This is a genomic window from Streptomyces sp. 17_S59, from assembly GCF_056930295.1.
In genome coordinates, this window is record NZ_JBXOWD010000001.1 from 4044916 (window position 1) to 4070502 (window position 25587).

22 protein-coding genes, 1 tRNA gene and 1 pseudogene are annotated in these 25587 nt (G+C 71.3%); 12 read left to right on the forward strand and 12 right to left on the reverse strand.

Annotated elements, in window-relative coordinates:
* Positions 1 to 73: 73 nt before the first annotated feature.
* The gene (locus AC1Z4A_RS18235) at positions 74 to 688 is read right to left on the reverse strand and encodes a copper chaperone PCu(A)C domain-containing protein (protein ID WP_483680149.1); all 615 of its coding nucleotides are present in this window, start codon (positions 686 to 688) and stop codon (positions 74 to 76) included.
* Between the two features lie 591 nt (positions 689 to 1279).
* Between AC1Z4A_RS18235 and AC1Z4A_RS18240 the strand changes: the two genes are divergently transcribed.
* From AC1Z4A_RS18240 to AC1Z4A_RS18255, 4 genes are all read left to right on the forward strand, one after another.
* Positions 1280 to 1762, forward strand: coding sequence for a CarD family transcriptional regulator (locus AC1Z4A_RS18240; RefSeq protein WP_003953493.1), 483 nt, complete (start codon positions 1280 to 1282; stop codon positions 1760 to 1762).
* Between the two features lie 263 nt (positions 1763 to 2025).
* Entirely contained in the window at positions 2026 to 2811 is a 786-nt protein-coding gene (gene ispD, locus AC1Z4A_RS18245; protein WP_483680170.1) for a 2-C-methyl-D-erythritol 4-phosphate cytidylyltransferase, read from the forward strand.
* Positions 2801 to 3310: a 2-C-methyl-D-erythritol 2,4-cyclodiphosphate synthase gene (gene ispF, locus AC1Z4A_RS18250; RefSeq protein WP_483680171.1), complete on the forward strand. Its 510-nt coding sequence runs from the start codon at positions 2801 to 2803 to the stop codon at positions 3308 to 3310. Before ispD ends, ispF begins: the two co-directional genes overlap by 11 nt.
* Before the next feature lie 84 nt (positions 3311 to 3394).
* Positions 3395 to 3802 (forward strand): PPOX class F420-dependent oxidoreductase, encoded by a 408-nt coding sequence (locus AC1Z4A_RS18255; protein ID WP_483680172.1) that lies wholly within the window; start codon positions 3395 to 3397, stop codon positions 3800 to 3802.
* A gap of 99 nt (positions 3803 to 3901) precedes the next feature.
* Here AC1Z4A_RS18255 and AC1Z4A_RS18260 read toward each other — a convergent pair whose 3' ends face one another.
* Positions 3902 to 5149, reverse strand: a complete 1248-nt coding sequence (locus tag AC1Z4A_RS18260; RefSeq protein ID WP_483680173.1) for an acyltransferase family protein — start codon at positions 5147 to 5149, stop codon at positions 3902 to 3904.
* Positions 5150 to 5478: 329 nt separating this feature from the next.
* Here AC1Z4A_RS18260 and cysS point away from each other — a divergent pair, with 329 nt between their 5' ends.
* The 3 genes from cysS (at position 5479) to AC1Z4A_RS18275 (ending at position 9730) form a co-directional block, all read left to right on the forward strand.
* Positions 5479 to 6870, forward strand: coding sequence for a cysteine--tRNA ligase (gene cysS, locus AC1Z4A_RS18265; protein ID WP_483680174.1), 1392 nt, complete (start codon positions 5479 to 5481; stop codon positions 6868 to 6870).
* Positions 6871 to 6944: 74 nt separating this feature from the next.
* Positions 6945 to 7895, forward strand: coding sequence for a 23S rRNA (guanosine(2251)-2'-O)-methyltransferase RlmB (rlmB, locus tag AC1Z4A_RS18270; RefSeq protein WP_483680175.1), 951 nt, complete (start codon positions 6945 to 6947; stop codon positions 7893 to 7895).
* Positions 7896 to 8107: 212 nt separating this feature from the next.
* A complete protein-coding gene (locus AC1Z4A_RS18275; RefSeq protein WP_483680176.1) occupies positions 8108 to 9730 on the forward strand; it encodes a DoxX family protein in 1623 nt (540 codons plus the stop codon).
* A gap of 122 nt (positions 9731 to 9852) precedes the next feature.
* On the opposite strand, the gene AC1Z4A_RS18280 is transcribed toward AC1Z4A_RS18275, so the two are convergent.
* The 3 genes from AC1Z4A_RS18280 to AC1Z4A_RS18290 all read right to left on the reverse strand — a co-directional run bounded on the left by AC1Z4A_RS18280 (position 9853) and on the right by AC1Z4A_RS18290 (position 12429).
* The gene (locus AC1Z4A_RS18280) at positions 9853 to 10575 is read right to left on the reverse strand and encodes a nucleotidyltransferase family protein (protein WP_483680178.1); all 723 of its coding nucleotides are present in this window, start codon (positions 10573 to 10575) and stop codon (positions 9853 to 9855) included.
* Positions 10576 to 10641: 66 nt separating this feature from the next.
* Complete coding sequence (locus tag AC1Z4A_RS18285) at positions 10642 to 11055, reverse strand: hypothetical protein (protein WP_483680179.1); 414 nt, start codon at positions 11053 to 11055, stop codon at positions 10642 to 10644.
* A 237-nt stretch (positions 11056 to 11292) separates the two neighbouring features.
* Positions 11293 to 12429 (reverse strand): ABC transporter ATP-binding protein, encoded by a 1137-nt coding sequence (locus tag AC1Z4A_RS18290; protein ID WP_483680181.1) that lies wholly within the window; start codon positions 12427 to 12429, stop codon positions 11293 to 11295.
* Positions 12430 to 12590: 161 nt separating this feature from the next.
* Here AC1Z4A_RS18290 and AC1Z4A_RS18295 point away from each other — a divergent pair.
* Positions 12591 to 12663 (forward strand) — tRNA-Thr (locus AC1Z4A_RS18295).
* Positions 12664 to 12879: 216 nt separating this feature from the next.
* Positions 12880 to 13368, forward strand: a complete 489-nt coding sequence (locus AC1Z4A_RS18300) for a carboxymuconolactone decarboxylase family protein (RefSeq protein WP_483683633.1) — start codon at positions 12880 to 12882, stop codon at positions 13366 to 13368.
* 174 nt (positions 13369 to 13542) lie between these two features.
* Here the strand turns inward: AC1Z4A_RS18300 and AC1Z4A_RS18305 are convergent, their stop codons facing one another.
* Positions 13543 to 13995 (reverse strand): MerR family transcriptional regulator, encoded by a 453-nt coding sequence (locus AC1Z4A_RS18305; RefSeq protein ID WP_483680182.1) that lies wholly within the window; start codon positions 13993 to 13995, stop codon positions 13543 to 13545.
* Positions 13996 to 14089: 94 nt separating this feature from the next.
* Here AC1Z4A_RS18305 and AC1Z4A_RS18310 point away from each other — a divergent pair, with 94 nt between their 5' ends.
* The gene (locus tag AC1Z4A_RS18310; RefSeq protein WP_483680184.1) at positions 14090 to 14950 is read left to right on the forward strand and encodes an oxidoreductase; all 861 of its coding nucleotides are present in this window, start codon (positions 14090 to 14092) and stop codon (positions 14948 to 14950) included.
* Between the two features lie 3 nt (positions 14951 to 14953).
* Here AC1Z4A_RS18310 and AC1Z4A_RS18315 read toward each other — a convergent pair.
* A pseudogene (locus AC1Z4A_RS18315) lies at positions 14954 to 15247 on the reverse strand (recombinase family protein); the annotation flags it as partial.
* A 31-nt stretch (positions 15248 to 15278) separates the two neighbouring features.
* Positions 15279 to 16142: an MFS transporter gene (locus tag AC1Z4A_RS18320; RefSeq protein ID WP_483680186.1), complete on the reverse strand. Its 864-nt coding sequence runs from the start codon at positions 16140 to 16142 to the stop codon at positions 15279 to 15281.
* Between the two features lie 34 nt (positions 16143 to 16176).
* Here AC1Z4A_RS18320 and AC1Z4A_RS18325 point away from each other — a divergent pair, with 34 nt between their 5' ends.
* Complete coding sequence (locus tag AC1Z4A_RS18325) at positions 16177 to 16353, forward strand: hypothetical protein (protein WP_483680187.1); 177 nt, start codon at positions 16177 to 16179, stop codon at positions 16351 to 16353.
* Positions 16354 to 16715: 362 nt separating this feature from the next.
* On the opposite strand, the gene AC1Z4A_RS18330 is transcribed toward AC1Z4A_RS18325, so the two are convergent.
* The 3 genes from AC1Z4A_RS18330 to AC1Z4A_RS18340 form a co-directional block, all read right to left on the reverse strand.
* Positions 16716 to 19274 carry an FtsX-like permease family protein gene (locus AC1Z4A_RS18330; protein WP_483680188.1) on the reverse strand — a complete coding sequence of 853 codons (2559 nt, stop codon included), beginning with the start codon at positions 19272 to 19274 and terminating at the stop codon, positions 16716 to 16718.
* A complete protein-coding gene (locus AC1Z4A_RS18335; RefSeq protein ID WP_483680189.1) occupies positions 19268 to 20011 on the reverse strand; it encodes an ABC transporter ATP-binding protein in 744 nt (247 codons plus the stop codon). The genes AC1Z4A_RS18330 and AC1Z4A_RS18335 overlap by 7 nt, the downstream gene beginning before the upstream one ends.
* 262 nt (positions 20012 to 20273) lie before the next feature.
* Positions 20274 to 22436 carry an MMPL family transporter gene (locus AC1Z4A_RS18340; protein WP_483680191.1) on the reverse strand — a complete coding sequence of 721 codons (2163 nt, stop codon included), beginning with the start codon at positions 22434 to 22436 and terminating at the stop codon, positions 20274 to 20276.
* Between the two features lie 337 nt (positions 22437 to 22773).
* On the opposite strand from AC1Z4A_RS18340, the gene AC1Z4A_RS18345 reads away from it, so the two are divergent.
* Positions 22774 to 23883: a M24 family metallopeptidase gene (locus AC1Z4A_RS18345; RefSeq protein WP_483680193.1), complete on the forward strand. Its 1110-nt coding sequence runs from the start codon at positions 22774 to 22776 to the stop codon at positions 23881 to 23883.
* Between the two features lie 86 nt (positions 23884 to 23969).
* Here the strand turns inward: AC1Z4A_RS18345 and AC1Z4A_RS18350 are convergent, their stop codons facing one another.
* Positions 23970 to 25577 carry an MFS transporter gene (locus AC1Z4A_RS18350; RefSeq protein ID WP_483680194.1) on the reverse strand — a complete coding sequence of 536 codons (1608 nt, stop codon included), beginning with the start codon at positions 25575 to 25577 and terminating at the stop codon, positions 23970 to 23972.
* Between the last annotated feature and the right edge of the window lie 10 nt (positions 25578 to 25587).

A 25587-nucleotide genomic window follows, 5' to 3' on the forward strand; every position in this document is an offset into this window, starting at 1 on the left:
ACCCGTATCCCTAAACACGATCTGTATGCCCGAGGGGCCCGGAAGCAGCTGCTTCCGGGCCCCTCGGCGTGGCTCAGTGGCCCGCGTGCTGCTGCTGGCCCGCCGGAGCGCCGGAGGGGCTGGCGGCCGGGCTGCCGGCCGGAGCGGCGGGGGTGCCGGACGGGCTCGCGGCGGGCGCCTCGGGGCCCCACTCCTTGAAGTAGCTCTTCGCCGGGAAGACGAAGGCGTCGACCTTCACCTCGCCCGTGTTGCTGAAGTCGAAGGACAGCGTCTGGGTCGCGCCCTCCTTCAGGCCCTCGCGGCCCTTCGGCAGGACGGCGGAGGCGTTGTCCTTGCCGCCCAGCGTCACCGAGCCGTGCGCGGGCACGACGAACGGGCCGGAGCCCTTCGCCGGGCTCAGCTTCACGGTCACGTCCTTGCCCGGCAGCTTGACGGAGCGCAGCTCCTGGTCCTTGTCGCCGTTGTTGAACAGCCGGCCCGTGATCACGGCCGGGCCGGAGGCGTTCTGGTCCGGCTGGGTGATCACGTTGACGTTCTGCAGCTTGATGTCGCCGACCGCGGTGGCGGCGTTGTCCGGCTTGACCTCCAGCGTCTGCGCCTTGTTGCCGGCCGCGCATGCGGTCAGCGAGGCGAGCGAGAGCACGAGGGCGGTGGCGGCGAGAGCGCCGCGTCGAAGGCTGCTGCTCACGGCGGCGGCATCTCCTTGGACGAGGTACGCGTACGAGGTGCGTACGAGATAAGGGTTGTGTCAGCGGGCTTAGGTTACCGAGCTGCCCTGCGGCCGCCGCACCCGACCCGCCCCATGGTCAACTCCGCACCCCGTCGGCCGCCCCGGCCGAATATGGACCACGGGCCGATCGTGAGCCGGGCGTGAACGCCGAAGGGCTGCCGCGGGCGATTATCGGCAATGAATGCGGAGGGCCTCCCGGAGTTCTCGGGAAGGAGTTCCGGAATTGATCAAGTTCGGCTTGATCAATTCCGATTTACGGCCCGAGGGGGCGCGGCGCGCCTCGAACGGAGTACCGGAAGTCCGCCGACCGGACCCCGGCAAACCGGGAGGTTCGGCCGCTCGCGGGGGCCGTCCGGCGGGTGTAACGTACGCGTTTCTCCCTGCCCGGAGACCCGCTCCGACCTGCGAATACCTGCTTCCGGAAGCCCTCCGCAGCACGTTCCGGTTACTGTTGTCAAGCCCCGAGATATGCCCTGACCTGCGGAAACGCCATTCAGAACGGGCTACCTCCGTGTTAGACTGGATAGCCACGGAAGGGGTACCTGTCACATGACGTTCAAGGTTGGCGACACCGTGGTCTATCCCCATCACGGGGCCGCGCTGATCGAGGCCATCGAAACTCGCCAGATCAAAGGCGTGGACAAGACCTACTTGGTGCTGAAGGTCGCCCAGGGTGACCTGACGGTTCGGGTGCCGGCGGACAACGCGGAGTTCGTCGGCGTTCGCGATGTGGTCGGCCAGGACGGGCTTGACCGGGTCTTCGAGGTGCTCCGCGCACCGTACGCCGAAGAGCCGACGAACTGGTCCCGTCGCTACAAGGCAAATCTCGAGAAGCTCGCGTCCGGCGATGTGATCAAGGTCGCCGAGGTCGTCCGCGACCTGTGGCGGCGCGAGCGTGAGCGCGGTCTCTCCGCAGGTGAGAAGCGCATGCTCGCCAAGGCCCGCCAGATCCTGGTGAGCGAGCTCGCCCTCGCGGAGAACACCAACGAAGACAAGGCCGAGGCCCTGCTCGACGAGGTTCTCGCGTCCTGACGCGCATGACGCACAGGTGCTGGACCGGACGTATAGACCGGAAGTAAAGAAGTGCCGCGGTGCCCGCGTGATGACAACGGTCATCCGGCGGGCGCTGCGGCATCTCTGCTCTGTTCGAGTCGTCCGTATCGCCGTGCCAGGTGTGCCGGGCCCGGGCAGCCGGCCCGACCAGTCGTCACGGAAGGGGCTGGTCGGGGCATCGTGCCCGGCACGCTGAGGCCATACCCAATTCGGCCGAGGAAGCAAACCTGAACGCCAACCCAATGTCTGATCGAGCCACCTCACCGGCCACCGGAGCCCCGGCGCGCACGGCCGCGGTCATTCCCGCGGCGGGCCGCGGCGTACGGCTGGGCCCGGGCGCCCCCAAGGCCCTGCGGCCGATCGGCGGCACGCCCATGCTGGTCCACGCGGTCCGGGCCATGGCGGCCTCCCGCGCCGTCTCGCTCGTCGTCGTGGTGGCCCCGCCGGACGGCGCCGCCGAGGTCCGCAACCTGCTCGACGAGTACCCGCTCGCCGACCGCGACAGCACCCGCACCGACGTGGTGGTCGTCCCCGGCGGCAGCACCCGGCAGGAGTCCGTGCGGCTGGGCCTCGCGGCCCTGCCCGACGACGTCACCGCCGTCCTGGTGCACGACGCCGCCCGCCCGCTGGTGCCCGTCGACACGGTGGACGCGGTCGCCGCAGCGGTGCGCGAGGGCGCGCCCGCGGTCGTCCCGGCACTGCCCCTCGCGGACACCGTCAAGCAGGTCGAGCCCCGCACCGGGGAGCGGGCCGGCGAGCCCGAGCCCGTGGTCGCCACGCCCGAGCGCGCCCTGCTGCGCGCCGTGCAGACGCCCCAGGGCTTCGACCGCCGCACCCTCGCCGAGGCGCACGAGAAGACCGCCCTGGAGGGCGACGGCGCCACGGACGACGCCGGCATGATCGAGCGGCTGGGCGTCCAGGTCGTGGTCGTGCCCGGCCACGAGGAGGCGTTCAAGGTCACCCGGCCGCTGGACCTGGTCCTGGCCGAGGCCGTGCTCGCCCGGAGGAGGGCCAACGATGGCTTCTAGCCCCCCGGTGCTGCCCCTGGTGGGCATCGGCACGGACGTGCACGCCTTCGAGGAGGGCCGCGAGCTGTGGTGCGCGGGGCTGCTGTGGGAGGGCGCGAGCCACGGCCTCGCGGGCCACTCCGACGGCGACGTCGCCGCGCACGCCGCCTGTGACGCGCTGTTCTCCGCGGCGGGCCTCGGCGACCTCGGCGCGCACTTCGGCACCGACCGCCCCGAGTGGTCCGGCGCCTCCGGCGTCACCCTGCTGGCGGAAGCCGCCCGGATCGTTCGCGCGGCCGGCTTCGGCATCGGCAACGTCGCCATCCAGGTGATCGGCGTCCGGCCGAAGATCGGCAAGCGCCGCGAGGAGGCCCAGAAGGCGCTGTCCGCGGCCGTGGGCGCCCCCGTCTCGGTCTCCGGCACCACCACCGACGGCCTGGGCCTCACCGGCCGCGCCGAGGGCCTGGCGGCCGTCGCCACGGCTCTCGTCTACCGTGAGGACTCGCCGGACACGCCCTAGGGTGCGAGTGATGCCGTACCCGGCGCGTGCCGTGCCGTGCGCGCCGGGCGGCGGCCCCTGAGTCACCCGAGGGAAGGACCGGCCGTGCCATCCGCGCTCTCCGCAGATCTCAAGAAGTACATCGACGACAACCCCGTCTTCGCCGTCGTGGCGACCGTCCAGCCCGACGGCAGCCCCCAGCTCTCCGTCACCTGGATGAAGCACGAGGACGGCCGGCTGGTCTTCTCCACGACCGTCGGCCGCCGCAAGGAGCGCAACCTCCGCCGCGACCCGCGCGTGACCGTCATGATCAATCCGCCCAATGCGCCCTACACCTACGCCGAGGTCCGGGGCACCGCCGACATCACCACCGAGGGCGGCAACGAACTGATCGACGAGCTGTCCCGGAAGTACACGGGCAAGGACTACGCCGACTTCAACCCGGCGGCGGCCGAGGACGCGGAGCGGGTCGTCGTCCGCATCACCCCGCGCAAGGTCGTCGGCTCGCTGTAGCCGCGGAGCGTCCCCCGGGCAGCCCGGGAACGGCAGAGGGCCGCCATCCCCTTCCGGGATGGCGGCCCTCTGCCATTGCTTGCTCGCGTGTGCCGTCCGTCAGCTGCCGTCGGACTTCGTGGCCCCCACGCGCGACGGCCACGGCTGGCCGTACGGCGTCAGGTGCTCGTAGTGGCGCGACTGCTCCTGGAGCGGCGGCAGGGGCTCGCGGGACGCCTGCTTCCCGGCTCCGTCGCCGTCCGGCGCGGAGTGCCGGCGCATCTCCTCCATGCCCCGCTGGAGCGCGTTCCGCATCTTCTTGCCGAACGGCTTCTCGACGAAGCGGTGCATCAGCCAGGCGGCGCCCAGCATCGCGACGGTCAGCCCGGCGACCAGCAGGTGCGGGGGCACCTTGCCGTACAGCCAGTGGATGACCGTCAGGCCGATGTACTGGTGGAGCAGGTAGAGCGGGTACGTGAGCGCGCCCGCCGTGGTCAGCCAGCGCCACTGGATGCGGTTCAGCTTGCCGTGCGCGATCAGGCCCATGACCACGAAGGCGGCCAGGACGATCAGCTTGGCGGGCCAGTGCGGGATCACATGGTCGGCGTTGTCCGAGATCCGCTTCGGGATGCCGTTCAGGGCGAGGAGGAACGACACGCCCACGATGCCCCAGAGCAGGAACGTGGGCTTGAACCGGTACATCAGGTAGAAGGCGATGCCGGCCACGAAGTACGGCGAGGCCAGCGGCATCGCCCACATGTCGAGCAGCTTGATGTGCACCGACGGCGCCGTGATCGCCGCGACCGTCCACAGGCCGCAGAACAGCACGCACTTGCGGTACGTGACGCCCGTCGCGACCACGAGCGCGAACAGGATGTAGAACTTCAGCTCGATGAAGAGCGTCCAGTAGACGCCGTCCACGTCCCACACGCCCAGCCCCTGCTGGAGCATCGTGAGGTTGGTGAGCACCACGTCCCAGCCCTTGACGCTGCGGACCTGCGGCCACAGCGTGATCACGGTGCCCGTGAGGATCACCGCGACCCAGTAGGCCGGGTAGATCCGGCAGGCCCGGGACACCACGAAGTCACCCAGGGAGCGGCCCCAGGTGCTCATGCAGATCACAAAGCCGCTGATGAGGAAGAAGACCTCGACGCCCAGCCAGCCGTACTGCGCGTACGGCTTCAGGTGCGGGAAAATGGCGCCGGAATTCGTTCCCCAGCCACCGCGCAGGGCGATGTAGTGGTACGCGACGACCATGAGGGCCGCAACGAGGCGGAACCCGTCGAGGACGTAGAGCCTCGGCTTGGATGTGGACTGCTGGACCGCCGCCCGGCCGCCATCGAGATCACCTCGTCTGGCGAAACGCATGTCGTCCTCTCCCATTGGATTTAGTCGGCTCATCCTACGCAGGCCGTCGCACAGGCATGCTGACACAGACAGGGCCTCCGTCACCGTGACTGCGGTCTCGTGTGCCCGCTCTTCATTCGACTGGAGTGCGCACGGGAGACGACTGGAGTGCGCACAGGAGAACCGCGCCGCACCACCGGAGGCTCTGCCCGATCCTGGGGGCCGCGGGCCGTCCGGCGCAACACCTGTGCTCATGTCTCTCTGTGAACAGCGGAAGAAAAAGGTGCGGAGGCCCGCTCCCGGCCGGACGACTGCCCCGGGCACTGCCCGGAGCCCACTACCCTGGTGCCGTGACTATTCGCCTGTACGACACCAGCGCCCGGCAGATCCGTGACTTCTCCCCGCTCGTTCCGGGCTGTGTCTCGATCTACCTCTGTGGCGCGACCGTGCAGGCCGCACCGCACATCGGGCACATCCGCTCGGGTCTGAACTTCGACATCATGCGCCGCTGGTTCGCCTACCGCGGTTACGACGTGACGTTCGTCCGCAATGTCACGGATATCGACGACAAGATCATCAACAAGGCCGCCGACCAGGGCCGCCCCTGGTGGTCGATCGGCTACGAGAACGAGCGCGCCTTCGACGACGGCTACACCGCCCTCGGCTGCCTGCCGCCCACCGTCGAGCCCCGCGCCACCGGCCACGTCACCGAGATGGTCGAGATGATGCGCGGCCTCATCGAGCGCGGCCACGCCTACGCCGCCGACGGCAACGTCTACTTCGACGTGCGCTCCTTCCCCGGCTACCTGGAGCTGTCCAACCAGGAGCTGGACAACCTCCTCCAGCCCTCCGGCGAGGGCGAGACCGGCAAGCGGGACCCGCGGGACTTCGCCATGTGGAAGGCCGCCAAGCCCGGCGAGCCCTCCTGGGAGACCCCCTGGGGCCGCGGCCGCCCGGGCTGGCACCTGGAGTGCTCGGCCATGGCCCACAAGTACCTGGGCAGCGCCTTCGACATCCACGGCGGCGGCCTCGACCTGATCTTCCCCCACCACGAGAACGAGATCGCCCAGGCCAAGGCCTTCGGCGACGACTTCGCCGCGTACTGGGTGCACAACGCCTGGGTGACGCTGAGCGGCGAGAAGATGTCGAAGTCGCTGGGCAACTCGGTGCTCGTCTCCGAGATGGTCAAGCACTGGCGGCCCGTCGTCCTGCGCTACTACCTGGGCACCCCGCACTACCGCTCGATGATCGAGTACAGCGAGGAGGCGCTGCAGGAGGCCGAGGCCGCGTTCGCGCGCATCGAGGGCTTCATGCAGCGCGTCGTGGAGCTGGCCGGGCCGGTCGAGCCGGCCGCCGAGGTGCCGCCCGCCTTCGCCGAGGCCATGGACGACGACCTGGGCGTCCCGCAGGCGCTCGCCGTCGTCCACACCACGGTCCGGCAGGGCAACTCCGCGCTGACCGCCGACGACAAGGAGACCGCCGTCGCCCGGCTGGCCGAGGTCCGCGCCATGCTGGGCGTGCTGGGCCTCGACCCGATGGACGAGCACTGGGCGGGCGCCTCCGGCCGCGGTGACGAACTCCACGGCGTGGTGGACTCGCTGGTCAAGCTCGTGCTGGAGCAGCGCGAGGCGGCCCGCGGCCGCAAGGACTACGCCACCGCCGACGCGATCCGCGACCAGCTCCAGCAGTCCGGCCTGGTCATCGAGGACACCCCGGCCGGTCCGCGCTGGACCCTGTCCTGAGGGACACTTTTCGTACGTACGTTTACAAGGGCCCCGCTCCGGCGGGCCCTGAGCAGTAAAGAAAAAGGTGACCCATGGCCGGCAACAGCCAGCGCAGGAACCGCCGCACGTCCAACAAGAAGGGCGCGACGGTCGGCAGCGGCGGCCAGCGGCGCCGGGGCCTGGAGGGCAAGGGCCCGACGCCGCCCGCGTCCGCCCGCAAGGGACATGTGAAGAACCGCATCGCCCAGTCCAAGGCGAAGCAGGCGGCCCGCCGCCCCGCACCCCGCCGCGGCGGCCCCAAGGGCACCAACGAGCTGGTCGTCGGCCGTAACTCGGTCGTCGAGGCGCTGCGCGAGGGTGTGCCCGCGAACACGCTCTACGTCCAGCAGTTCGTGGACAGCGACGAGCGCGTCCGCGAGGCCGTCCAGCTCGCCACGGAGAAGGGCCTCAACCTCATGGAGGCCCCGCGTCCCGAGCTGGACCGGATGACGAACGGCCTGAACCACCAGGGCCTCGTCCTCTCCGTGCCGCCGTACGACTACGCGCACCCCGAGGACCTCAGCGCGCTCGCCGCCGACAACGGCGAGGACGCGCTGATCGTCGCCCTCGACGGCATCACCGACCCGCGCAACCTCGGCGCCGTCGTCCGCTCCGTCTCCGCCTTCGGCGGCCACGGCGTGGTCGTCCCCGAGCGCCGCGCGGCCGGCATGACCGCCAGCGCCTGGAAGACCTCGGCCGGCACCGCCGCCCGCACCCCGGTGGCCCGCGCCACCAACATGACGCGGACGCTGGAGGCCTACCAGAAGGAAGGCATGATGGTCGTCGGCCTGGCCGCCGACGGCGATGTCGAGCTGCACGAGCTGGACGTCCTCGACGGGCCGGTCGTCATCGTGGTCGGCAGCGAGGGCAAGGGCCTGTCCCGGCTCGTCGGCGAGACCTGCGACTACCGGGTGCGGATCCCGATGCCGGGCGGTGCCGAGTCGCTGAACGCGGGCGTGGCCGCGGGCGTCGTGCTGTACGAGGCGGCGCGCCGCCGCGCGTAGCGGGTGTCCCGGGGCGCGTCCTGGCGCGTCTCCTGACAGCGTGCGATCACAACGGTACGCATCCGTACACATCCGCACAGTTCCGTACGACGGCGCGGCGGCCGGGGGGAACCGACTCCCCACGGCCGCCGCGCCGTTGCAGTTGATCTTGACGGGTCTCGGACACTTCGAGGCGGTCAAGGCAGTGTCCTAACCTCCGGTCACTCGGTTAGATGAGTGTGGACACCAGAACACCCCGCACACCTACGGGGGGAAGCTCGTCGGGTTACGACGACCAGCCTGCGCTGAGCATGTTGAAGGTCCCGTCGGACCCCGCGCAGGTCATCGTCAATCACCTGAGCTTCCGGGTGCAGCTCGCCCGGCCCCCGCGCGCCGCCCGGCAGTTCGCCGGGGGAGCGACCACGGCGCAGCCGGCCGGATCCAGGACCGGCCCGGCCAGGCGCCGCGCTCCCGTGGTGTGGAGCGGACACACCGGGCCGGGCGACGAGGCATCCACCCAACTCCTGCAGGCCGTCCGGGACTCCGGCACCGCCGCCCCCGTGCGCACGGCCGCCGGGGGCGGGGACGCCGGAGCCACCCAGGTGCTGCCGCGCATCCGCGTCGAGGACCCGCCGACCGCTGTCATCGGCCCCCGCGAATCCGCCGAGACCGCCGGGGCGGGCGGGGACACCAGGCTCCTCCAGGGCATGCGCTCCGCCCGCAGCGCATACGACGACGAGCGCGACTTCCCGCCGTACGACGACGAGTTCGACGAGCAGGAGAGCGAGGACGACGCGTCCGGGCGGGACCGCGCGGACGCCGTCCGGCACGCCTACTACCCGGGCCGCCGGATGAACCTCGGCGTCGTCCTGCTCCCGCTCCGCATCTTCCTCGGCCTGATCTCGGTCTACGCGGGCATGGGCAAGCTGTGCAACCCCGTCTACTTCGACGGCGGCAAGCGCGGCTCCATGGTCGCCTGGCTCCACCAGCTCCAACCCTGGGGCATCGCCTCCCCCCTGCGCGACTTCGCGCTCGCCCACCCCGTCGGCGCCGGGCTCACCGTCGCCTTCCTCCAGGTCGTCGTCGGCGTCCTGACCATCCTCGGCCTCTGGCAGCGGCTCGCCGCCGCCGTCGGAGTGCTGCTCTCCGTGGTCCTGCTCGTCACCGTCAGCTGGCGCAGCGCCCCCGTCTACCAGGCGCCCGACATCATCTGCCTGGCCGCCTGGAGCCCCCTCGTCATCGCCGGGGCGCCGTTCTACTCCCTCGACGGGCGCCTGGCGGGCGAGGCCTGGCGGCGGCTCGGCCCCCGCGCCGAGCTGTGGCAGCTGCGGCGACGCGTGCTGCGCCGGGGCACGGTCATGGCGACCGTCGTCATCGGCCTCTCGCTGCTGATCGGCTCCATGCTCGGCGGCGCCGTCCGCTCCTCCCGCGTCCCCGAGACGCCCGGGACGCCGGCCCCGCCCGCCAACAGCCTCCCCGGCTCGCCGCTCCCGCAGGAGCCCTCCTCCTCCGCCCCGCGCGGCTCCCACGGCCCGTCGGCCACGGGCACCCCCAAGCCCAGCGCCTCCGGCCACAAGCCGCCCACCCCGGGCGCCACCCCGTCCGCCGCCCCCGGCACCCCCCACACCCCGGCCGGCGGCCCCGCGGGCACGGCCGGACAGCCGGCCACCGGCCCCGGCAGCGTCCGCCCCGCCCCCCAGACCCCGCACCAGGCCCCGGCCCCCGCCGCCCCCCAGCACAGCTCCGGCTCGACCACGGGCACGGGCACCGGCGACGGCTCGGCCGGTTCCTCCGGCGGCTCGACGGGCGGCGGCGGCTCGCGCGGCGGCGGAGCCCTGGGAGGTCTCCTGGGCTGACCGCACGCGCAACCCGCGACGACGAAACCGCCGGGCGGGCTGGATCCCCTCCAGCCCGCCCGGCGGTTTTCGCTATCCCTCCCTGTTCCTGCCCGTCCCTCCCCATCCCTGCCTCAAGTGCCCTACCGGGCCAGCTCCTTCGCCGCCTCCGTCAGGTCCTTCGCGGTGTCGATGGCCCGCCAGTACGCCCCCTGCGGCAGCGGGAAGCCGGCCAGCCGCCGCTCCCTGGCCAGGCGCGGGAACGTCGTCCGCTCGTGGTCGCCCCGCTCGGGCAGCAGCTCCGCGAAGTCCCGGGAGAACACGTACACCCCGGCGTTGATCTGGTACGGCGAGGGCGGCGACTCGATGAAGTCCAGGACGCGGCCGAACTCGTCCGTCTTCACCGCGCCCCACGGGATCCGCGGCCGGGCCAGCGCCAGCGTCGCCGTGGCGTCGCGCTCGTAGTGGAAGGCCGCCATCTCGCGCAGCGAGAACCGGGTCCAGATGTCGCCGTTCGTGGCGTACCAGGGCTCGCCGGGGCGGGGCAGGGCCGCGGCCGCGTGCTTCAGGCCGCCGCCGCGGCCCAGCGGCTCCTTCTCCACCACGGTGGTCACCCGCAGCGGCAGATCGGCCGACACGAGCCACTCCTGGAGGACTTCGGCCAAATGGCCGCACGAGACCACGGCGTCCGTGACGCCCTCGGCAGCCAGCCAGGCAAGCTGATGGCCGATGATCGGGACCCCGGTGCCGGGAATCTCGACCATCGGCTTGGGACGGTCGTCGGTATACGGGCGAAGCCGCGACCCCTGGCCTCCGGCCAGGATCACGGCTTGCGTCGGGTACGGGTAGGGCGGGGTGACGGTCATGCTCCGCACGATATGCCGTGCCGCGAGCGGCGGTGCGGCCGGTGATCCGCCCGGCCCGCGGCGGCCTCAGCCGCCCTGGACGCCCGAGGCGAACGCGGTGTCGCACACCGGCCGGGCGTAGGCCTGGGCGCGCGCCATCGAGTGGTACTTGGCCACTGCCGCCCGCCCCAGCGCACGGGCGATCTCCGCGCAGTGCTGGGCCAGCGACGGACGGCCGTTGGTCGCCTCCTGGAGGTGGGTGAGGGCGACGCCGGGGTTCTTCTCCTGGAGTTCGCCCAGCAGCTTGTCGCGCAGCACCTCGTGCGGCGCGCGGGCCTTGGCGACGGTGGAGGCGTTGTCGGAGGAGGCGGTGAGCACCTGCGACTCGGCGTTCGGTGCCGCCCAGGGGACGCGGGTGACCGCGAGAGTCCCCGAGAGGACGAGAACGACCGGGAGGACGAGAGCGAGAGTTCTGCCGATGCGGCGGGCGGCCTGGTTCATGCCGCAGATGGTAGCGAGGGGTAATGATGCGGCGACATTTAGTCACCCAGTCGAGTGATGCCACTGGTCATGGGTGCGGTTACCGGGTTGACGCGGGCGGGGTGAAAGGGCGGAAGTGTCGGGGATTCTTCCGCCGGGCCGGAGCCCCGCGCCTGGTGCGTACGGACAGTTGCGTACGAGGGGGCGGGGCGTCGGCTCCGGACGGGCCCGGGAGCCTGTCCCGGGAGCCGTCCCGGATCAGTCGCTCAGGCGCTCGCCCGACGACGTCGAGAACACGTGCAGCTCGCCCGGGCGCGGCACCACATGCAGCACGGAGCCCTTCTCCGGCACGCGCCGGCCGTTGACGCGCACCACCAGGTCCTGCTGCTCGCCGCCGACCTCGGCGGTCCCGTACACGTATCCGTCGGCTCCCAGCTCCTCCACCACGTTGACCGTGACGGCGAGGCCGGCGGGCGCGTCCTTGGCGTCCTTGCTCAGGGAGGCGGCCGCGTCGCCGTTGCGCTCGACCACGTCGAAGTGCTCGGGCCGGACGCCGACGGTGACCGTGCGGTCGCCTCCGTCGGCCGCCGCGGTCAGCGCCTCCCGCGAGACGGGCACCACGCTGTTGCCGAACTTCACGCCGCCGTCGGTGATCGGCACCTCGACCAGGTTCATCGCGGGCGAGCCGATGAACCCGGCCACGAAGAGGTTGGCCGGCCGGTCGTACATGTTGCGCGGCGAGTCGACCTGCTGGAGCAGGCCGTCCTTGAGGACCGCCACCCGGTCGCCCATGGTCATCGCCTCGACCTGGTCGTGGGTGACGTACACGGTGGTGATGCCCAGCCGGCGCTGGAGCCCGGCGATCTGGGTGCGGGTCTGGACGCGCAGCTTGGCGTCGAGGTTGGAGAGGGGCTCGTCCATGAGGAAGACCTGCGGCTCGCGGACGATGGCGCGGCCCATGGCCACGCGCTGCCGCTGGCCGCCGGAGAGCGCCTTGGGCTTGCGGCCGAGGTACTCGGTGAGGTCCAGGATGCGCGCCGCGTCCTCGACCTTCTGCCGGATCTCCGCCTTCGGGACGCCCGCGATCTTCAGGGCGAAGCCCATGTTGTCGGCCACGGTCATGTGCGGGTACAGCGCGTAGTTCTGGAACACCATCGCGATGTCCCGGTCCTTCGGGGGCAGGTGCGTCACATCGCGGTCGCCGATGCGGATGGAGCCGCCGTTGACGTCCTCGAGTCCCGCGAGCATCCGCAGCGAGGTGGACTTCCCGCAGCCCGAGGGTCCGACGAGGACCAGGAACTCCCCGTCCTCGATGGTGATGTCGAGCTGGTCGACGGCGGGCTTGTCGGCACCGGGGTAGATCCGGGTGGCTTTGTCGTACGTGACCGTGGCCATGGTGATGAATCCCTTCACCGGCAGGAACGTGCCGGACGATCCGAGTAGAGGGAGTGGTCCAGTCCAATTGGACCGGGGCGCTGGTGACGCTACCTGCGCGGAGTGCGGTTGTCAGTAGGTGGCGGGTCACGAAGTGGGTGTGGGTAGACTGCGTTTCGCATGCCGCCTTAGCTCAGCTGGTAGAGCACCGCTCTTGTAAAGCGAAGGTCGTCGGTTCGAGTCCGACAGGCGGCTCTGGAACAGCCCAGGTCAGTTACACGCTGACCTGGGCTTTCTTGTTGATCGGGGCCGGCTGCGCCGGGACGAGCCCTGACCGTTGGCCCGAGGGTGTGCCCGAAGTGAGCCCACCGGTGCCGTGAACCGCCGTAGAAGTCGCCGAGAAGGGACCGCAGCCGACCGGGGATCGGGTAGCCGGCCATGAGGTCGAAGACGCCCGACGCGGTCGCAGCCATGACGAACACCTCCATCTCCCGGATGCCCAACCCGGCCGAGTTCGTGCCCGAGCTGAACGACATCAGCGCCGCCCTCTTCCGGGCCACGGGTAACCACTCGGTGCCGCGCACCACGGTGAATCTCGTCCACTTGCGCGCCGGGCAGATCGTCGGCAACACCTACCTGACGGTCCTGAATACCGGCTTCCTGCGCAAGGCCGGGGAGTCCGAGGAGCGCATCACCGCTGTGTCCTCCTGGCAGGACGCCCCATACTTCACCGACGCCGAGCGAGCGGCCCTCGCCCTGGTGGAGGCCACCCTCCAGCCCGCCCCGCACGGCAAGGAGCGCGTCTCCGACGAGCTGTACGCCGAGGTGGCGAAGCACTACGACGAGAAGGCGCTGGCCACCTTGACCATCGCGATCGGCCGGATCAACTTCTTCATCGCCCTGGCCGCCATCGGCAAGCCGCAGCCGGTCAGCTCCCTCGCGGACAAGCAGTGGGACTGACCTGTCTGTCAGAGGGGTAACCCGATCAGAACCCGCCGCCCAGTAACGTGCCGCCAAATCCCTTGGAGGCGGCCTCCGGGACGGGAGCGATCTCCGGTCAGATCCGCCGGCGCCGGGGAGGGTACCGAGCAGCCGGTACCCCTGGCCGACTTCAGGCAGACCGTAACCGGACGATCACGCGCCCTCTGCCGGATGGCACTCCTGGTGAGTTCCGGCCTGGGCGGCATCCGGGTGGGACGGATTCCAGAGCCGGTCGGCCTCACCGCGGGCGACATGATCCTCGTAGATCCTCACCTTGTGCCGCATCACGTCCAAGGTCTCGCGCAGCTCCCGGATCTGCGCTTCCACATGGTCTTCGTGTCGGCGCAGCAACTCCAGCCGCTCATGCTCATTGCCCGGGCCCTGACAGGCCAGCTCGATGTATTGCCGGATCGTCGCCAGTGACATGCCGGAGGAGCGCAGCTTTGTGCAGATCGCCAGCCACTCCAGATCTTCCTCGTGATAGATCCGACGGCCGTTGGGCAGGCGGCGCACCGGGTTGGCGAACAGGCCCTCCCGCTCGTAGAACCGCAGTGCGTGAACGCTCAGCCCACTGCGCTCCGCCACTTCACCGATGCTCAGGTCCATGGGTGACCCCCATCACACGGCCATTGATCTAGCCCTGACTCTAGCTTCTAGCGTCGAGCTGTCGGCCAATCGGGCGATCGGAATGTAGGAGAACATGAGCGTTTGGTTTGTCGCCGGTGCATCGCGTGGGTTCGGCGCGGAGATCACCCGTGAGGTGCTGGATCGAGGGCACAGCGTGATCGCTACGGCGAGGGACGCGTCGGCGGTGCTTCAGGCGTACCCGGAAAAGCCGGACGGATTGCTGGCGCTGAACGCGGACGTGACCAAATCGGAGCAGTTGACGGCTGCGGTGGAGGCCGGCCTGGCGGAGTTCGGCCGGATCGACATCGTGGTCAACAACGCCGGTTACGGCCTCGTGGGCGCGATCGAGGAGACCTCCGACAAAGCCGCCCGGGGTCTGTTCGACGTCAACGTGTTCGGCGTGCTCAACACGTTGCGGGCGACCCTGCCGACGTTGCGTGCCCAGCGATCCGGACATGTCCTGAACATCGGCTCCGTGGGCGGCTTCGCCACCGCTCCGGCCGTGGGCCTGTACGGCGCGTCGAAATTCGCCCTCGAGGGCATCTCCGAGGCACTGCATGGCGAGCTGGCCCCGCTTGGCGTCCGCGTCACGATCGTAGAGCCGGGCGGGTTTCGCACCGACTTCCTCAGCAGCTCAAGCTTCCAGGTCGAACCAGCCTCCATCGTGGACTACGTCGCCGGCGCGGGACCGGTGCGCGAGGCACTGACCATGTACGACGGCCGTCAGCCAGGAGATCCGGTGAAGGGAGCCAAAGCCATCGTCGACGTCACCGAGGTCGCCGAGCCCCCGCTGCGCCTGCAGTTGGGAGCGGACGCGGTCGAGCGCGTCGAGGCGAAGCTGGATCTGGTGCGACATGAACTCGACGAATGGCGGCACGTGGCGCTCTCCACCGCTATGGCCCCGGACCTGACTCAGACACCAGCCGCAAGGTAGCGGTCAGGACTTCGTGACCGCGGTCTTCTTGGGCTGTCGGGGAACGGCCTTGGTCTTGTCGAGGTGCCCGTCCACCGTCCACCGGGGCACACCGAACATGTCGGCGATCTGCTGGACCGTCTTCTCCCGCTCGTCGTGGAGCCGTTGGGCGAGCGCCGCCTGGTCCTCGGTGATCGCCCGGCCCTCCATCGTGGCGGTGTCGATGGCCGGCTCGATGACGTGCAGCCCGATCCCGCGCTCGCGCAGCTCGACGCCGAGGGTCACCAGGTGCAGCACCGAGCGGGAGAGCCGGTCGAGCCGGGTGACCTGTTCGGTTCGAAATTCTCCTCTACGCGAGCAGTCGGCGGCCGACCGTCGCGATCAGAGACAGGACCGCGACGGCGAATCCGAGGAGCGTGGTCCGGGCGGAGACGTACAGTGTCGCGACGCCGATTCCGAGGACGGGAACTGTCAGTCCGACATAGCCGCAGAGGAAGAGCCCTGCGAGGGCTTCGCCGCGTGTGGCAGGGGCGGCGAGGTTCGTCACCGTTGAGATCGATCCCTTGGGCAGGATGCCCGCTCCTGCCCCGGCTGCTGCTCCGCCGGCCAGGAACAGCGGCAGGTTCGGCAGCCACACCGCCGCACTGACCGTGACGAGGCCGGCCGCGGTCGAAGCGAGGCCCGCGACGATCTGGTGCCTGACCGCGGCCCGGCCGAGCAGCATCTGCGCCGCGGCTGCCGTGCCGAAGGCGATGAAGGCGAGATGCGGCGTGCGCAGCGGGTCGGCGGCGAACTGGGCGAGCAGGCCGGAGACCAGTCGTCCGAGGCCCAGGCCTCCGAGGTTCGCCGCGGTGGCGGTCAGGTCGGCCCGGGTGCGATGGGCTCCCGGACGGGCCGTGGCGTGGAGCTCGCCCAGCTGCGCGGTGGCCGTCGCGGTGATCATGTCGATGCCCAGGCCGGTCACCAGCCGTGCGGTGATCAGGCCGGTCAGGGTCGGCCAGAGCGGGAACAGCAGGGCGGCGAGGACCTCGACGAGCAGTGCCGGGAGCAGGGCCCGGCGGCGTCCCAGCCAGTCGGAGACGTGGCCGGCCAGGAACAGGCTGACGATGACACCCACCGCGTAGGCGGCGAAGACGACGGAGACCACGAACGCCGAGAAGTGGTCGCGGCGTTGGTAGAGGACGTAGAGCGGAGTCGGGGCCGCGGAGATCACGACAGGCGCGCAGTATGTACGCAACGGCTTTGGCGTGGCGCTCCTACCCGACTTCGTCGCACCCGCCGACCCCGATCTGCGGACGCTGGGGGTGTCCGACCATCCCTTGCGCTGGACCCTGTCGGTCGCCACGTCGGCTACACGGCGGCCGAGCGCAGCCGTGCGCGCGCTGCTGGAGGCGGTCGACCAGTTCGCGGCGGCGCAACGATAACGGAGGCTGGCCGTGTTGACGCCCCCGAGCTGGACGGGGTCCTGGAACTCCCCCTCACCCCTCCGAGATCATCCCGTGGCGGCTTTTGAGTTCACCTTGGCCGGACCCCGCTCTGGCGCCACGGACGCCCTGGTGGAAGCCGCTGTTGCGGCCGCGTCGGAAGAGGTAGCCGCCGACGCGAAAGTGCGTAGCGCGGATGCCACTTGCGTGGCGGCTCGGCAGCGAGGATGTCCCTCCTTGTAAAGCGAAGGCCGTCGGTTCGAGTCCGACAGGCGGCTCAGTTGAAGCCCGGGTCGGCTACGCACCGACCCGGACTTTCTTCTTCATCGGCGTCGGCGGCACGTGGGGTCGCGTTCGACGGGTCAGGCCGCCCCAGCGGCCCCGCGCAGGATGTTCTGGCCGTCCCGGCCACGCAGGGCGAGCGCGGCCGGCAATACGGCCGCGGTGAGCGCGATGGCCGCGCAGCAGGCGGCGAGCACGCCCATCACGCCCCAGGGCACGACCGCGGGCGTCTGGCCGACCAGGTTGGTCAGGGCCGTCCAGGAGCCGCCGATGCTGATGGCCGTGCCGAGCACGCCGAGGACGGTCCCGGCCGCCACGCACATCAGCGTTTCGACGGCGACGGTGCACAGCACCTGAGCCTTGGTGGCGCCGGCCAGGCGCAGCAGGGACAGCTCCCGCTTGCGGTCGGTGACCGTCATGACCAGCGAGTTGGCCAGGGCGATGGCGGCGTAGCAGATCGCCAGGCCGAGGATCATCAGCAGAGCGTTCCAGGAGGCCTTCTCGTTGCCGTCGGTGGCCGTCGACCAGATCTCCTCCGGGGTGGCGAGCCGGGCACCCAGCCCGTGCACGGCCGTCTGCAGGGCGGTGGCGGTCTGTTGCGGGTCGGCGCCGGGCAGCAGCCGCAGGTGGATCTGGCTCGCCAGGGCCGGGCCGCCGACGCCGCCGGTGACGGCGTTGGGGCCGGTCACCCATGCCTGGGTGGCCTCGGCGCCGGTGCCGAGGACGGCGGCGACCCGCAGGGTCCGGGGGGTGCCATCGGCCAGCCGGACCGACACCCGCTGCCCGGCCTGGGGCGAGCCGGGCCAGGTGCGGCTGAGCACGATGGAGTCGGGGCCGAGGTCGGCCGGCGAGCCCGCGACGACCGGCAGGCGGTCGACCTCGGCCAGCGCGGTGGCGTCCGCCGTCGCGGCGCGGAAGGGCACCAGGGCCTGGCCGTCCTGCTCGGCCATCACGGAGGTCGGGGTGATCACCAGGGCCTGCACACCGGGTACGGCGCGGACGCGGTCCACCACGGCCCGGTTCAGCCCGGGCGTGCCGGCCGGGGTGACGACGAAGTCGGCGGCGGACAGCTGGTTGCGGACCTCGGTGACCTGCGAGCGGTTGATGGTGCCGATGCTGCCGAGCAGGCAGCCGGCGAAGGCGATGACCAGTACCACCGGGGTGGTGGTGGCAGCGGTGCGTCGGAAGGCGGTCAGCGAGTTCTGCCGGGCGGTGGCCCAGACGATGCCGCCCCCGTCCTCGGCGGGACGCCCGCGCAGCCGGGCGGAGAGCGCGGGCAGCACCGTCAGCGTCCGGATCACCGGGCCGGCCAGCACGCCTGCCAGCAGCACGCAGCCGGCGACGACGGCCAGCAGCAGACCGAGCGAGTCCGCGGCGTTGGCCGCAGCGTCGGGCCGGCTCCGGGTCGTGATCACGATGGCCGCGATTCCGCCGCCCAGCACGAGCAGGCCGCTGAACCAGCGGAAGGCCAGCGCGCCCCGCGAGCGCCGTTCGACGTCCGCCTCCATCAGTGCCTCGCCCGGGCTGACCAGGCCGGCCTTCAGCGAGGAGAGCACCACGCCGCTCATCGCGGTCAGCAGTCCGATCAGGGCCGCGACGAGCAGCCCCCACCAGGAGATCGGGACGGTGAAGTCGGCCGGGACCATGTCGTGGTCGATCAGCCACCGGCCGGCCAGCGGCGCCCCGGCCGCGCCGAGCACGCACCCGGCGACGGAGGCCAGCACGCCGACCACCAGGGCCTCCCGGTAGACCAGGGTGCGCAGTTGCTTGCGGGTGGCGCCGATCAGTCGCAGCAGCGCGAGTTCGCGGCGGCGCTGGGCGATCGACAGCGCGAAGGTGCCGGCCACCACGAACACGGCGGTGCCGCCGGAGACTGCGGCAGAGAGGCCGAGCGGGGTCTGCACGTCGTTCAGCCGGCTGCTGAGCTCGGCGTAGTGCGGGTCCGCCTGGCTGCGCTCGGAGCCGGTGAGCACCCGGGCGACTCTCGCGCCGCCGGCGGCGTCCACGGCCCGGCGCACCGAGTCGGCGGGGCCGAAGGCGGCAAGCACGCCGACGGCGGGGCAGTACCGGGCGGCCTGTGCATCGGTGAAGAAGACTGCGTGCTCGAACGGCTCCGCCTCGGTGACGCCGGAGACCGTCGCGGTGTGCGGGCCGTCGGCGGTGACGAACCGGACCCGCTGACCGACCTGGTCCGGGCGGCCCCCGCCAATGACGATCTGGTCGTCGGCGGACGGCGCCGAGCCGGCGGCCAGTCGGTATCCGCCCAGGGCCGCGCTGGACCAGGCGCGTCCGACCTGCTCGCGCGGGCCGTCCGCGAGCTGGGCGTAGAAGGTGCGGTCTTCGACCGTCCGGCCGGTCCTGGCCACGGCGGCGATCAGCTCGGCCGGCAGGCCCTGCTGGACGGCGACCGGGGTCGGCACGGTGTCACCACTGGCGGCCGTGAAGTCGACGGTCCGGTCTGCGGTCACCAGGACCGGAGCCCGCGAGAAGCGCTGACGGCCCTGATCGGGGACGTCGGAGGTGGCGCCGATGACCAGGATGGAGGCGGCCATCAGGGCGACGCCGCAGGCCAGCGCGGTGAAACTGCCGACGAACGAGGACCGGCGCAGCTTGATGGTGGAGAGGGCGAGGCTCAGCATGCCACGGCCTCCAGTGCGGTCATCCGGGCGGCAACCTGCTCGGCGGTGGGCCGCTCCAGCGAGCCGGCCAGTCGGCCGTCCCGGAGGAAGACCACGCGGTCGGCGAAGGAGGCGGCGACCGGGTCGTGGGTGACCATGACCACGGCCCGGCTGGGGTCGTCGGCCATGGTGCGCAGCAGGGCGAGGACCTCGCGGCCGCTCCTGGTGTCCAGCGCGCCGGTCGGTTCGTCGGCCAGCAGCACCGCAGGGCGGGTGATCATCGCGCGGGCGATGGCGACGCGCTGCTGCTGACCGCCGGAGAGCTCGCCCGGCCGGTGTCCGGCCCGGTCGGCGAGGCCGACCGCGGCCAGGGCGGCGATCACCTCGGACGCCGAGGGGCGGCGGCCCGCCAGCTTGGCCGGGAGCGCCACGTTCTGTGCTGCGGTCAGGGCGGGGAGCAGGTTGAAGGACTGGAAGACGAAGCCGATCTTCTCCCGGCGCAGCACTGTCAGCTCGTTGTCGTGCAGGCCGCCCAGGACGATGCCGTCGACCCTCACCTCGCCCTGGTCGATCGGCTCCAGGCCGGCGGCCGACCGCAGCAGGGTCGACTTGCCGGAACCGGAGGGGCCCATGACGGCGGTGAAGGTGCCGAAGGGGAACCCGACACTCACCTCGTCCAGGCCGATGACCGGTTCGGGCCCGCGCCGGTAGGTCCGGCGAACCGATCGGAGTTCAACAGCAAAGTCCGTGGCGTTCATGCCCTCAGTCGATCAGTGCGGGTGGGTGCGGCTCAATGACACGCAATTCAGTCTTGGAGGTGTAGCTGGCTACACCTCCCAAGCGCGGGGCGGTCGGCGACGGTTCGAGTCCGACAGGCGGCTTCGCGCGAATGACGAAGCGCAGGCCCTTTCCGGGTCTGCGCTTCGTCGTTGTTCAGAGGCGTCGTTCAGGTTTGTCGTTCACGGTTGTCGTTCAGGGGCGTTGTTCAGGCGCCCGGTACGGGCCCGGAGTCCGGCGCGGTCACTGCCGCACCTCTTCCCCCTCCCGCCACTCCTGGACGGGCGTAACCGCCCCGCCCGCGGTGGTCTGCGGTGCGTCCTGGTGGCCCGGCCACCACGCCTTGTGGCCCAGCAGCGAGGTGATCGTCGGGACCAGCAGCATCGCCATGACGAAGGCCGTCAGCAGGATGCCGAAGGCCACTGCGAAGCCCATCTGCTGGAGCATCGAGTTGTCGGCCAGCATCAGGACGCCGAAGGTTCCGGCGAGGATGATCGCCGCGGAGGAGATGGTCGGGGCGGACTGGGTCACGGCCGTGCGGATGGCGTCCCGTGGCCGTGCGCCGCGGCGGACCTCCTCGCGGAGGCGGGCGACCATGAGGATGTTGTAGTCGGTGCCGAGGGCGACGACGAACAGGTAGACGATGATCGGCAGCATGAAGAGCAGGCCGCTCTCGCCCTTGACGCCCTGGAAGAGCCACACGGTGGAGCCGAGGGTGGCGCCGAAGCCGAGGGCGACGGCCGCCATCAGGTACCAGGGCGCGACCAGGCTGCGGAGCAGCAGGCCCAGGATGAGCATGATGGCGATCCCGGCGGCGGGGAAGACGACGCGGTAGTCGTGGCCCACGGCGTCCTCGACGTCGGAGAGGACCGCGGAGGTGCCGCCGACCAGGGCTTCCGTGCCGCTGGGCGCGGCGGCGTGGGCCTTGTCGCGGAGCGGGCCGCCGACGAGTTCGATGGCCTTGTCGGCGCTGGCGGCGTACTTGAGGACGACGCTGTACTGGGCGACGGAGCCGTCGGGGTTGGTGCTGCCGAGAGTGGCTTTGTCGACGCCCTCGATGGCCGCGATCTTCGCCTGGAACGCCTTGGTCTCGCCCTGGTCGAGGCGGGCGCCGTCCCTGGACTTGAGGTAGATCATGGTCGGGTCGGTCTGGCCCGCGGAGAAGCCGCGCTGCATGTCCTTGGAGGCCTGGACGGACTCCAGGTTCTGCGGCAGCTGGCTGTTGGTGTCGAAGTCGGACTTGAAGCCGAGCGCCCCGGCGGCGAGGGCCGCGAGCACGGCGGCGGAGAGGACGGCGACGACCCCGGGGCGGTGGGCGACGAGCCCGCCGACGCCGTTCGCGAAACGATTCCTCGGCTGATTCCGCCAGGACTTGGAGGGCCAGAACGCCTTGCGGCCCAGCAGCGAGAAGACCGCCGGCACCAGCGTGAGGGCGGCGACGAGCGTCACGGCGACGGAGATGGCGAGGGCGGGGCCCATCGCCCGCATCATGCCCATGGTCGACAGCAGCAGGGCGAGGAAGGCGACGATGACGGCGCCGGCCGCGGAGGCGATCGTCTCCCCGACCCGGGCGACGGCGTCGATGAGTGCCTGCTTGGGCTCCTGCCCCTTGCGCAGGTGTTCGCGGTAGCGGAAGAGGAGGAAGAGGATGTAGTCGGTGCCGACGCCGAAGAGGACGACGATCAGGATCGCGGACATCGAGCCGTCGGCCTTGAGCCCGCCGAGCTCGGAGGCGGTGCCGATGAGGCCGAAGGCGATGCTGGCCACGATGCCGATGATGAGGACGGGCAGGACGGCGATCAGCGGGCTGCGGAAGATGACCAGCAGCAGCACGATGATCAGGAGGAACGTCGCCGACATGACCATGCTGTCGGTGTCGCCCTCGGACTCCTTGGAGTCGAGGCTGGTGGCGGCCGACCCGGTGACGCCCATTGTGAGGTGGGTGCTCTTGAGCAGCGGTTTGGCGTCCGCGCGGAGCTTCTTGACGGCGTCGGGGAGCTTGTCGTCCTGGGTGTTCCTGGTGGTGGCGTAGACGTTGGCGAGGGCGATCTCGCCGTTGGGCGAGACGGCCTCGGGGCCCGTCACCACCTTGGAGATCTTCGCGTAGTGCTTGTTGTTGAGCGCGTCGGCGATCCTGGCGACGTCGCGCTTGTCGCCCTCGTCGAGCTTGCCGCCGCCGGAGCGCTGGAAGACGGCGGTCGCGGTGGGCTGTTCGGTCTGCGGAAATGCCTTTTCCTGGAGGTTGCCGACCCGTACGGACTCGTAGTGGGACGGGAGGAACTCGGTTTCGTCCGTGGTGGACTTGAGTCCGGGTGCCAGTAAGCCGAGGGCCACGGCGGCGATGATCCAGGCCGCGATCGTGAGCCAGGGCCGGTGGACGGCGAACCGCCCGACTCGTCGGAACATGGTGCTCCTTCTGCGTGTTGAACGTGCGAACGCCAACTCCGCTTGATCATCGGGCAGTTGCTGTTCCGTACGGGCGCGCAGAGCAGGCATGAACACGCTAGGGAGGCGGGAATCGCGCCCACAATGCGCGGCGGGCGAATCAGGGGTTAAATCGGTCCAGGGGTGGGAACCCCCGGCCGGGTTCTCATCCAGCGGGAGGATGCCCTCTCACCCCTGGGGTAGAGACCGGTGGAGACGGGCGGAGTCGGGAGGAGCCGGGCGGGGACGGGCGGGGACGGGCGGGGACGGGTGGGGATAAGGCCGTGCCGGGTGATCGCTTCGGGATTACGCTGCCCCCATGAGCGATGTCGAGTTCTATGCCGCGCGTATGGACCGCGCCGTCCGGGCGGCGGCCCAGGCGGGGCTGGCGGGACTGATCGTCACACCGGGCCCCGATCTCGTATGGCTGTGCGGTTACGAGCCGCCCGCCGTGACCGAGCGGCTCACCGTGCTGCTGCTGGTCCCCGGCGCGCAGCCGCGGCTGCTGGTGCCCGAGCTGGAGCGGCCCGACGCGGAGCGCTGCCCGGGCGCGGGGGCGATGGTCATCGGCGGCTGGACGGACGGCGAGGACCCGTACGCGGAGGCGGCCAAGGTCCTGGAGGCGCAGGGCCGTTACGGGATCTCCGACGGCGCCTGGGCGCTGCACCTGCTCGCGCTGCAGCGCACCTCGGGCCCGGGGCGGGCGTTCGGGGCGCTGACGGAGGCGCTGCCGATGCTGCGGGCGGTCAAGGACGCGTACGAGCTGGAGCGGCTCGCCGCGGCCGGGGCGGCGGCGGACGCGGCGTACGAGGCGATCGTGGAGCTGCCCTTCGCCGGGCGGCGGGAGTGCGACGTCGCGGCGGACCTGGCCCGGCTGCTGCGGGAGAACGGCCACAGCCAGGTGGACTTCACGATCGTCGGCTCGGGCCCCAACGGCGCCAATCCGCACCACGAGGCGGGGGAGCGGGTCATCGAGCACGGCGACATGGTCGTCATGGACTTCGGCGGCCTGCTGGACGGCTACGGCTCGGACACGACCCGCACGGTGCACGTGGGCGAGCCGACGTCGGAGGAGCGGAAGGTGCACGACCTGGTGCGCGAGGCGCAGCAGGCGGCCTTCGAGGCGGTACGGCCGGGCGTGTCATGCCAGGACGTGGACCGGGCGGCCCGCCAGGTGATCCGCCGGGCGGGCTACGGCGAGTACTTCATCCACCGGACGGGACACGGGATCGGCGTCACGACGCACGAGCCGCCGTACATGGTGGAGGGGGAGCATCTGCCGCTGGTGCCGGGGATGTGCTTCTCGATCGAGCCGGGTGTGTATCTGCCGGGGCGGTTCGGGGTGCGGATCGAGGACATCGTGGTGTGCACGGAGTCGGGTGCGCGGAGGCTGAACAACACGGGGCGGGAGCTGCGGGTGGTGTCGTAGGGGGTGGCCTTTCCCCAATCCCGCCCTTTCCCGGCTGTATCGATGTGCGGCTCCGCCGCGTGGGGGCTCTGCCCCAGGCCCCCGGTTCACACCCCCCGCATGCGATGCGCGTCGTACGCGGGTGCGATCACCCCGTCCGTGATCGCCTCCCCGCCCCGCGGCACCCGCCGCCCCGGCCCCGGCCCCGGCGCCGGAGCGTTGATCACCAGCCAGGAGACGAGCGCGGCGAGCAGCATGATGCCCGTGCCCCACGCCAGCCCCACGTGGAAGCCGTGCACCACACCGGACTTGACGACCGCGGCCCGCACGGCGGGGGTGACCCCTCCCGGCACAGCGGAGGCAGCCTTCAGGTGGGCCGCGATGTACGTCGCCGCCGTGGACGTCGCGATGGTGTTGAGCAGCGCCGTGCCGATCGAACCCCCCACCTGCTGCGAGGTGTTGACCGTCGCCGAGGTGACGCCCGAGTCGCCGGGATCCACGCCCCGCGTCGCGGTGTCCATCACCGCCACGAAGGTCAGGCCCATGCCGATGCCGAAGAGGATCTCGGAGGGCAGGACGTGCGCCGCGTACGAGGCCTCGACCGGCAGGAACGTCAGCAGGAACAGGCCGACCGCCGAGCACAGCGCCCCCGGCGTGATCAGCATGCGCGGCGGCAGGTGGTTCAGCAGCCGCGCGGAGAGCTGAGTGCTCGTCACGATGATGACCGCGGACAGCGGCAGGAAGGCCAGCCCGGCCTCGACCGGCCGGTAACCCAGCACCCCCTGGAAGTAGTAGGTCATGTACAGGAACATCCCGAACATGGCCACGACGGACAGGGCCAGCGTCAGGAACGCCCCGGCCCGGTTGCGGTCGCGCGTGATGCGCGGCGGCAGCAGGGGGCTGGGGGACCGCAGCTGCCACCAGCCGAAGACGGCCAGCAGCACCACGCCCGCGCACAGCAGGCCGGTGACGACCGGGCTGCCCCAGCCGCGCGGCACGGCCTCGCTGCACGCGTACACGACGGCGACCAGGCCCGTACAGGCAAGCGCCACGCCGCGCAGGTCGAGGCGGGGCCGCTGCTCCGGCCGGTGGTCGTGCAGCATCCAGACCGCGCCGAGCACCGCCCCCAGGGCGATGGGCACGTTGACGTACAGGCACCAGCGCCAGTCCAGGTACTCCGTCAGCAGACCGCCCGCGAGCAGTCCGATCGCCGCGCCCGCGCCCGCGATGCCGCTGTAGACGCCGAAGGCCTTGCCGCGCTCCGCGGGGTCGGTGAAGGTGGTCGTCAGCAGCGACAGCGCGGAGGGTGCCAGCAGCGCGGCGAAGACGCCCTGCAGGGCGCGGGAGCCGAACAGCTGCCAGTCCGTCTGCGCCGCGCCGCCGATCCCGGAGGCGACGGCGAAGCCGATGAGCCCGCTGATGAAGGTGCGCTTGCGGCCGGCCAGGTCGGCGATCCTGCCCCCGAGCAGCAGGAGTCCGCCGAAGGCCAGGGTGTAGGCGGTGATGACCCACTGCCGGTCGGTGTCCGACATGTGCAGCGCGCGCTGGGCGGACGGCAGCGCGATGTTCACGACGGTCGCGTCGAGCACGACCATCAGCTGGGCGGTGCCGATCACGAGCAGTCCCCACCAGCGGCGGGGATCGGGGGCAGGCCGGGCGGACGGGGACGCGGGGTCGGTCGGGGACCGGGATCTGGATCGACTGGTCGAGCGCATGGGGTACCTG

Coding starts and splice junctions, on each gene's coding strand:
- ispD (WP_483680170.1), top strand. CDS start 2,026: ATGTCTGATCGAGCCACCTCACCGGCCACCGGAGCCCCGGCGCGCACG.
- AC1Z4A_RS18330 (WP_483680188.1), bottom strand. CDS start 19,274: ATGCTGAGCCTCGCCCTCTCCACCATCAAGCTGCGCCGGTCCTCGTTC.
- AC1Z4A_RS18345 (WP_483680193.1), top strand. CDS start 22,774: ATGAGCGATGTCGAGTTCTATGCCGCGCGTATGGACCGCGCCGTCCGG.
- ispF (WP_483680171.1), top strand. CDS start 2,801: ATGGCTTCTAGCCCCCCGGTGCTGCCCCTGGTGGGCATCGGCACGGAC.
- AC1Z4A_RS18260 (WP_483680173.1), bottom strand. CDS start 5,149: ATGCGTTTCGCCAGACGAGGTGATCTCGATGGCGGCCGGGCGGCGGTC.
- rlmB (WP_483680175.1), top strand. CDS start 6,945: ATGGCCGGCAACAGCCAGCGCAGGAACCGCCGCACGTCCAACAAGAAG.
- AC1Z4A_RS18310 (WP_483680184.1), top strand. CDS start 14,090: ATGAGCGTTTGGTTTGTCGCCGGTGCATCGCGTGGGTTCGGCGCGGAG.
- AC1Z4A_RS18285 (WP_483680179.1), bottom strand. CDS start 11,055: ATGAACCAGGCCGCCCGCCGCATCGGCAGAACTCTCGCTCTCGTCCTC.
- AC1Z4A_RS18335 (WP_483680189.1), bottom strand. CDS start 20,011: ATGAACGCCACGGACTTTGCTGTTGAACTCCGATCGGTTCGCCGGACC.
- AC1Z4A_RS18275 (WP_483680176.1), top strand. CDS start 8,108: ATGAGTGTGGACACCAGAACACCCCGCACACCTACGGGGGGAAGCTCG.
- AC1Z4A_RS18305 (WP_483680182.1), bottom strand. CDS start 13,995: ATGGACCTGAGCATCGGTGAAGTGGCGGAGCGCAGTGGGCTGAGCGTT.
- AC1Z4A_RS18280 (WP_483680178.1), bottom strand. CDS start 10,575: ATGACCGTCACCCCGCCCTACCCGTACCCGACGCAAGCCGTGATCCTG.
- AC1Z4A_RS18240 (WP_003953493.1), top strand. CDS start 1,280: ATGACGTTCAAGGTTGGCGACACCGTGGTCTATCCCCATCACGGGGCC.
- AC1Z4A_RS18300 (WP_483683633.1), top strand. CDS start 12,880: ATGACGAACACCTCCATCTCCCGGATGCCCAACCCGGCCGAGTTCGTG.
- AC1Z4A_RS18350 (WP_483680194.1), bottom strand. CDS start 25,577: ATGCGCTCGACCAGTCGATCCAGATCCCGGTCCCCGACCGACCCCGCG.
- AC1Z4A_RS18340 (WP_483680191.1), bottom strand. CDS start 22,436: ATGTTCCGACGAGTCGGGCGGTTCGCCGTCCACCGGCCCTGGCTCACG.
- AC1Z4A_RS18290 (WP_483680181.1), bottom strand. CDS start 12,429: ATGGCCACGGTCACGTACGACAAAGCCACCCGGATCTACCCCGGTGCC.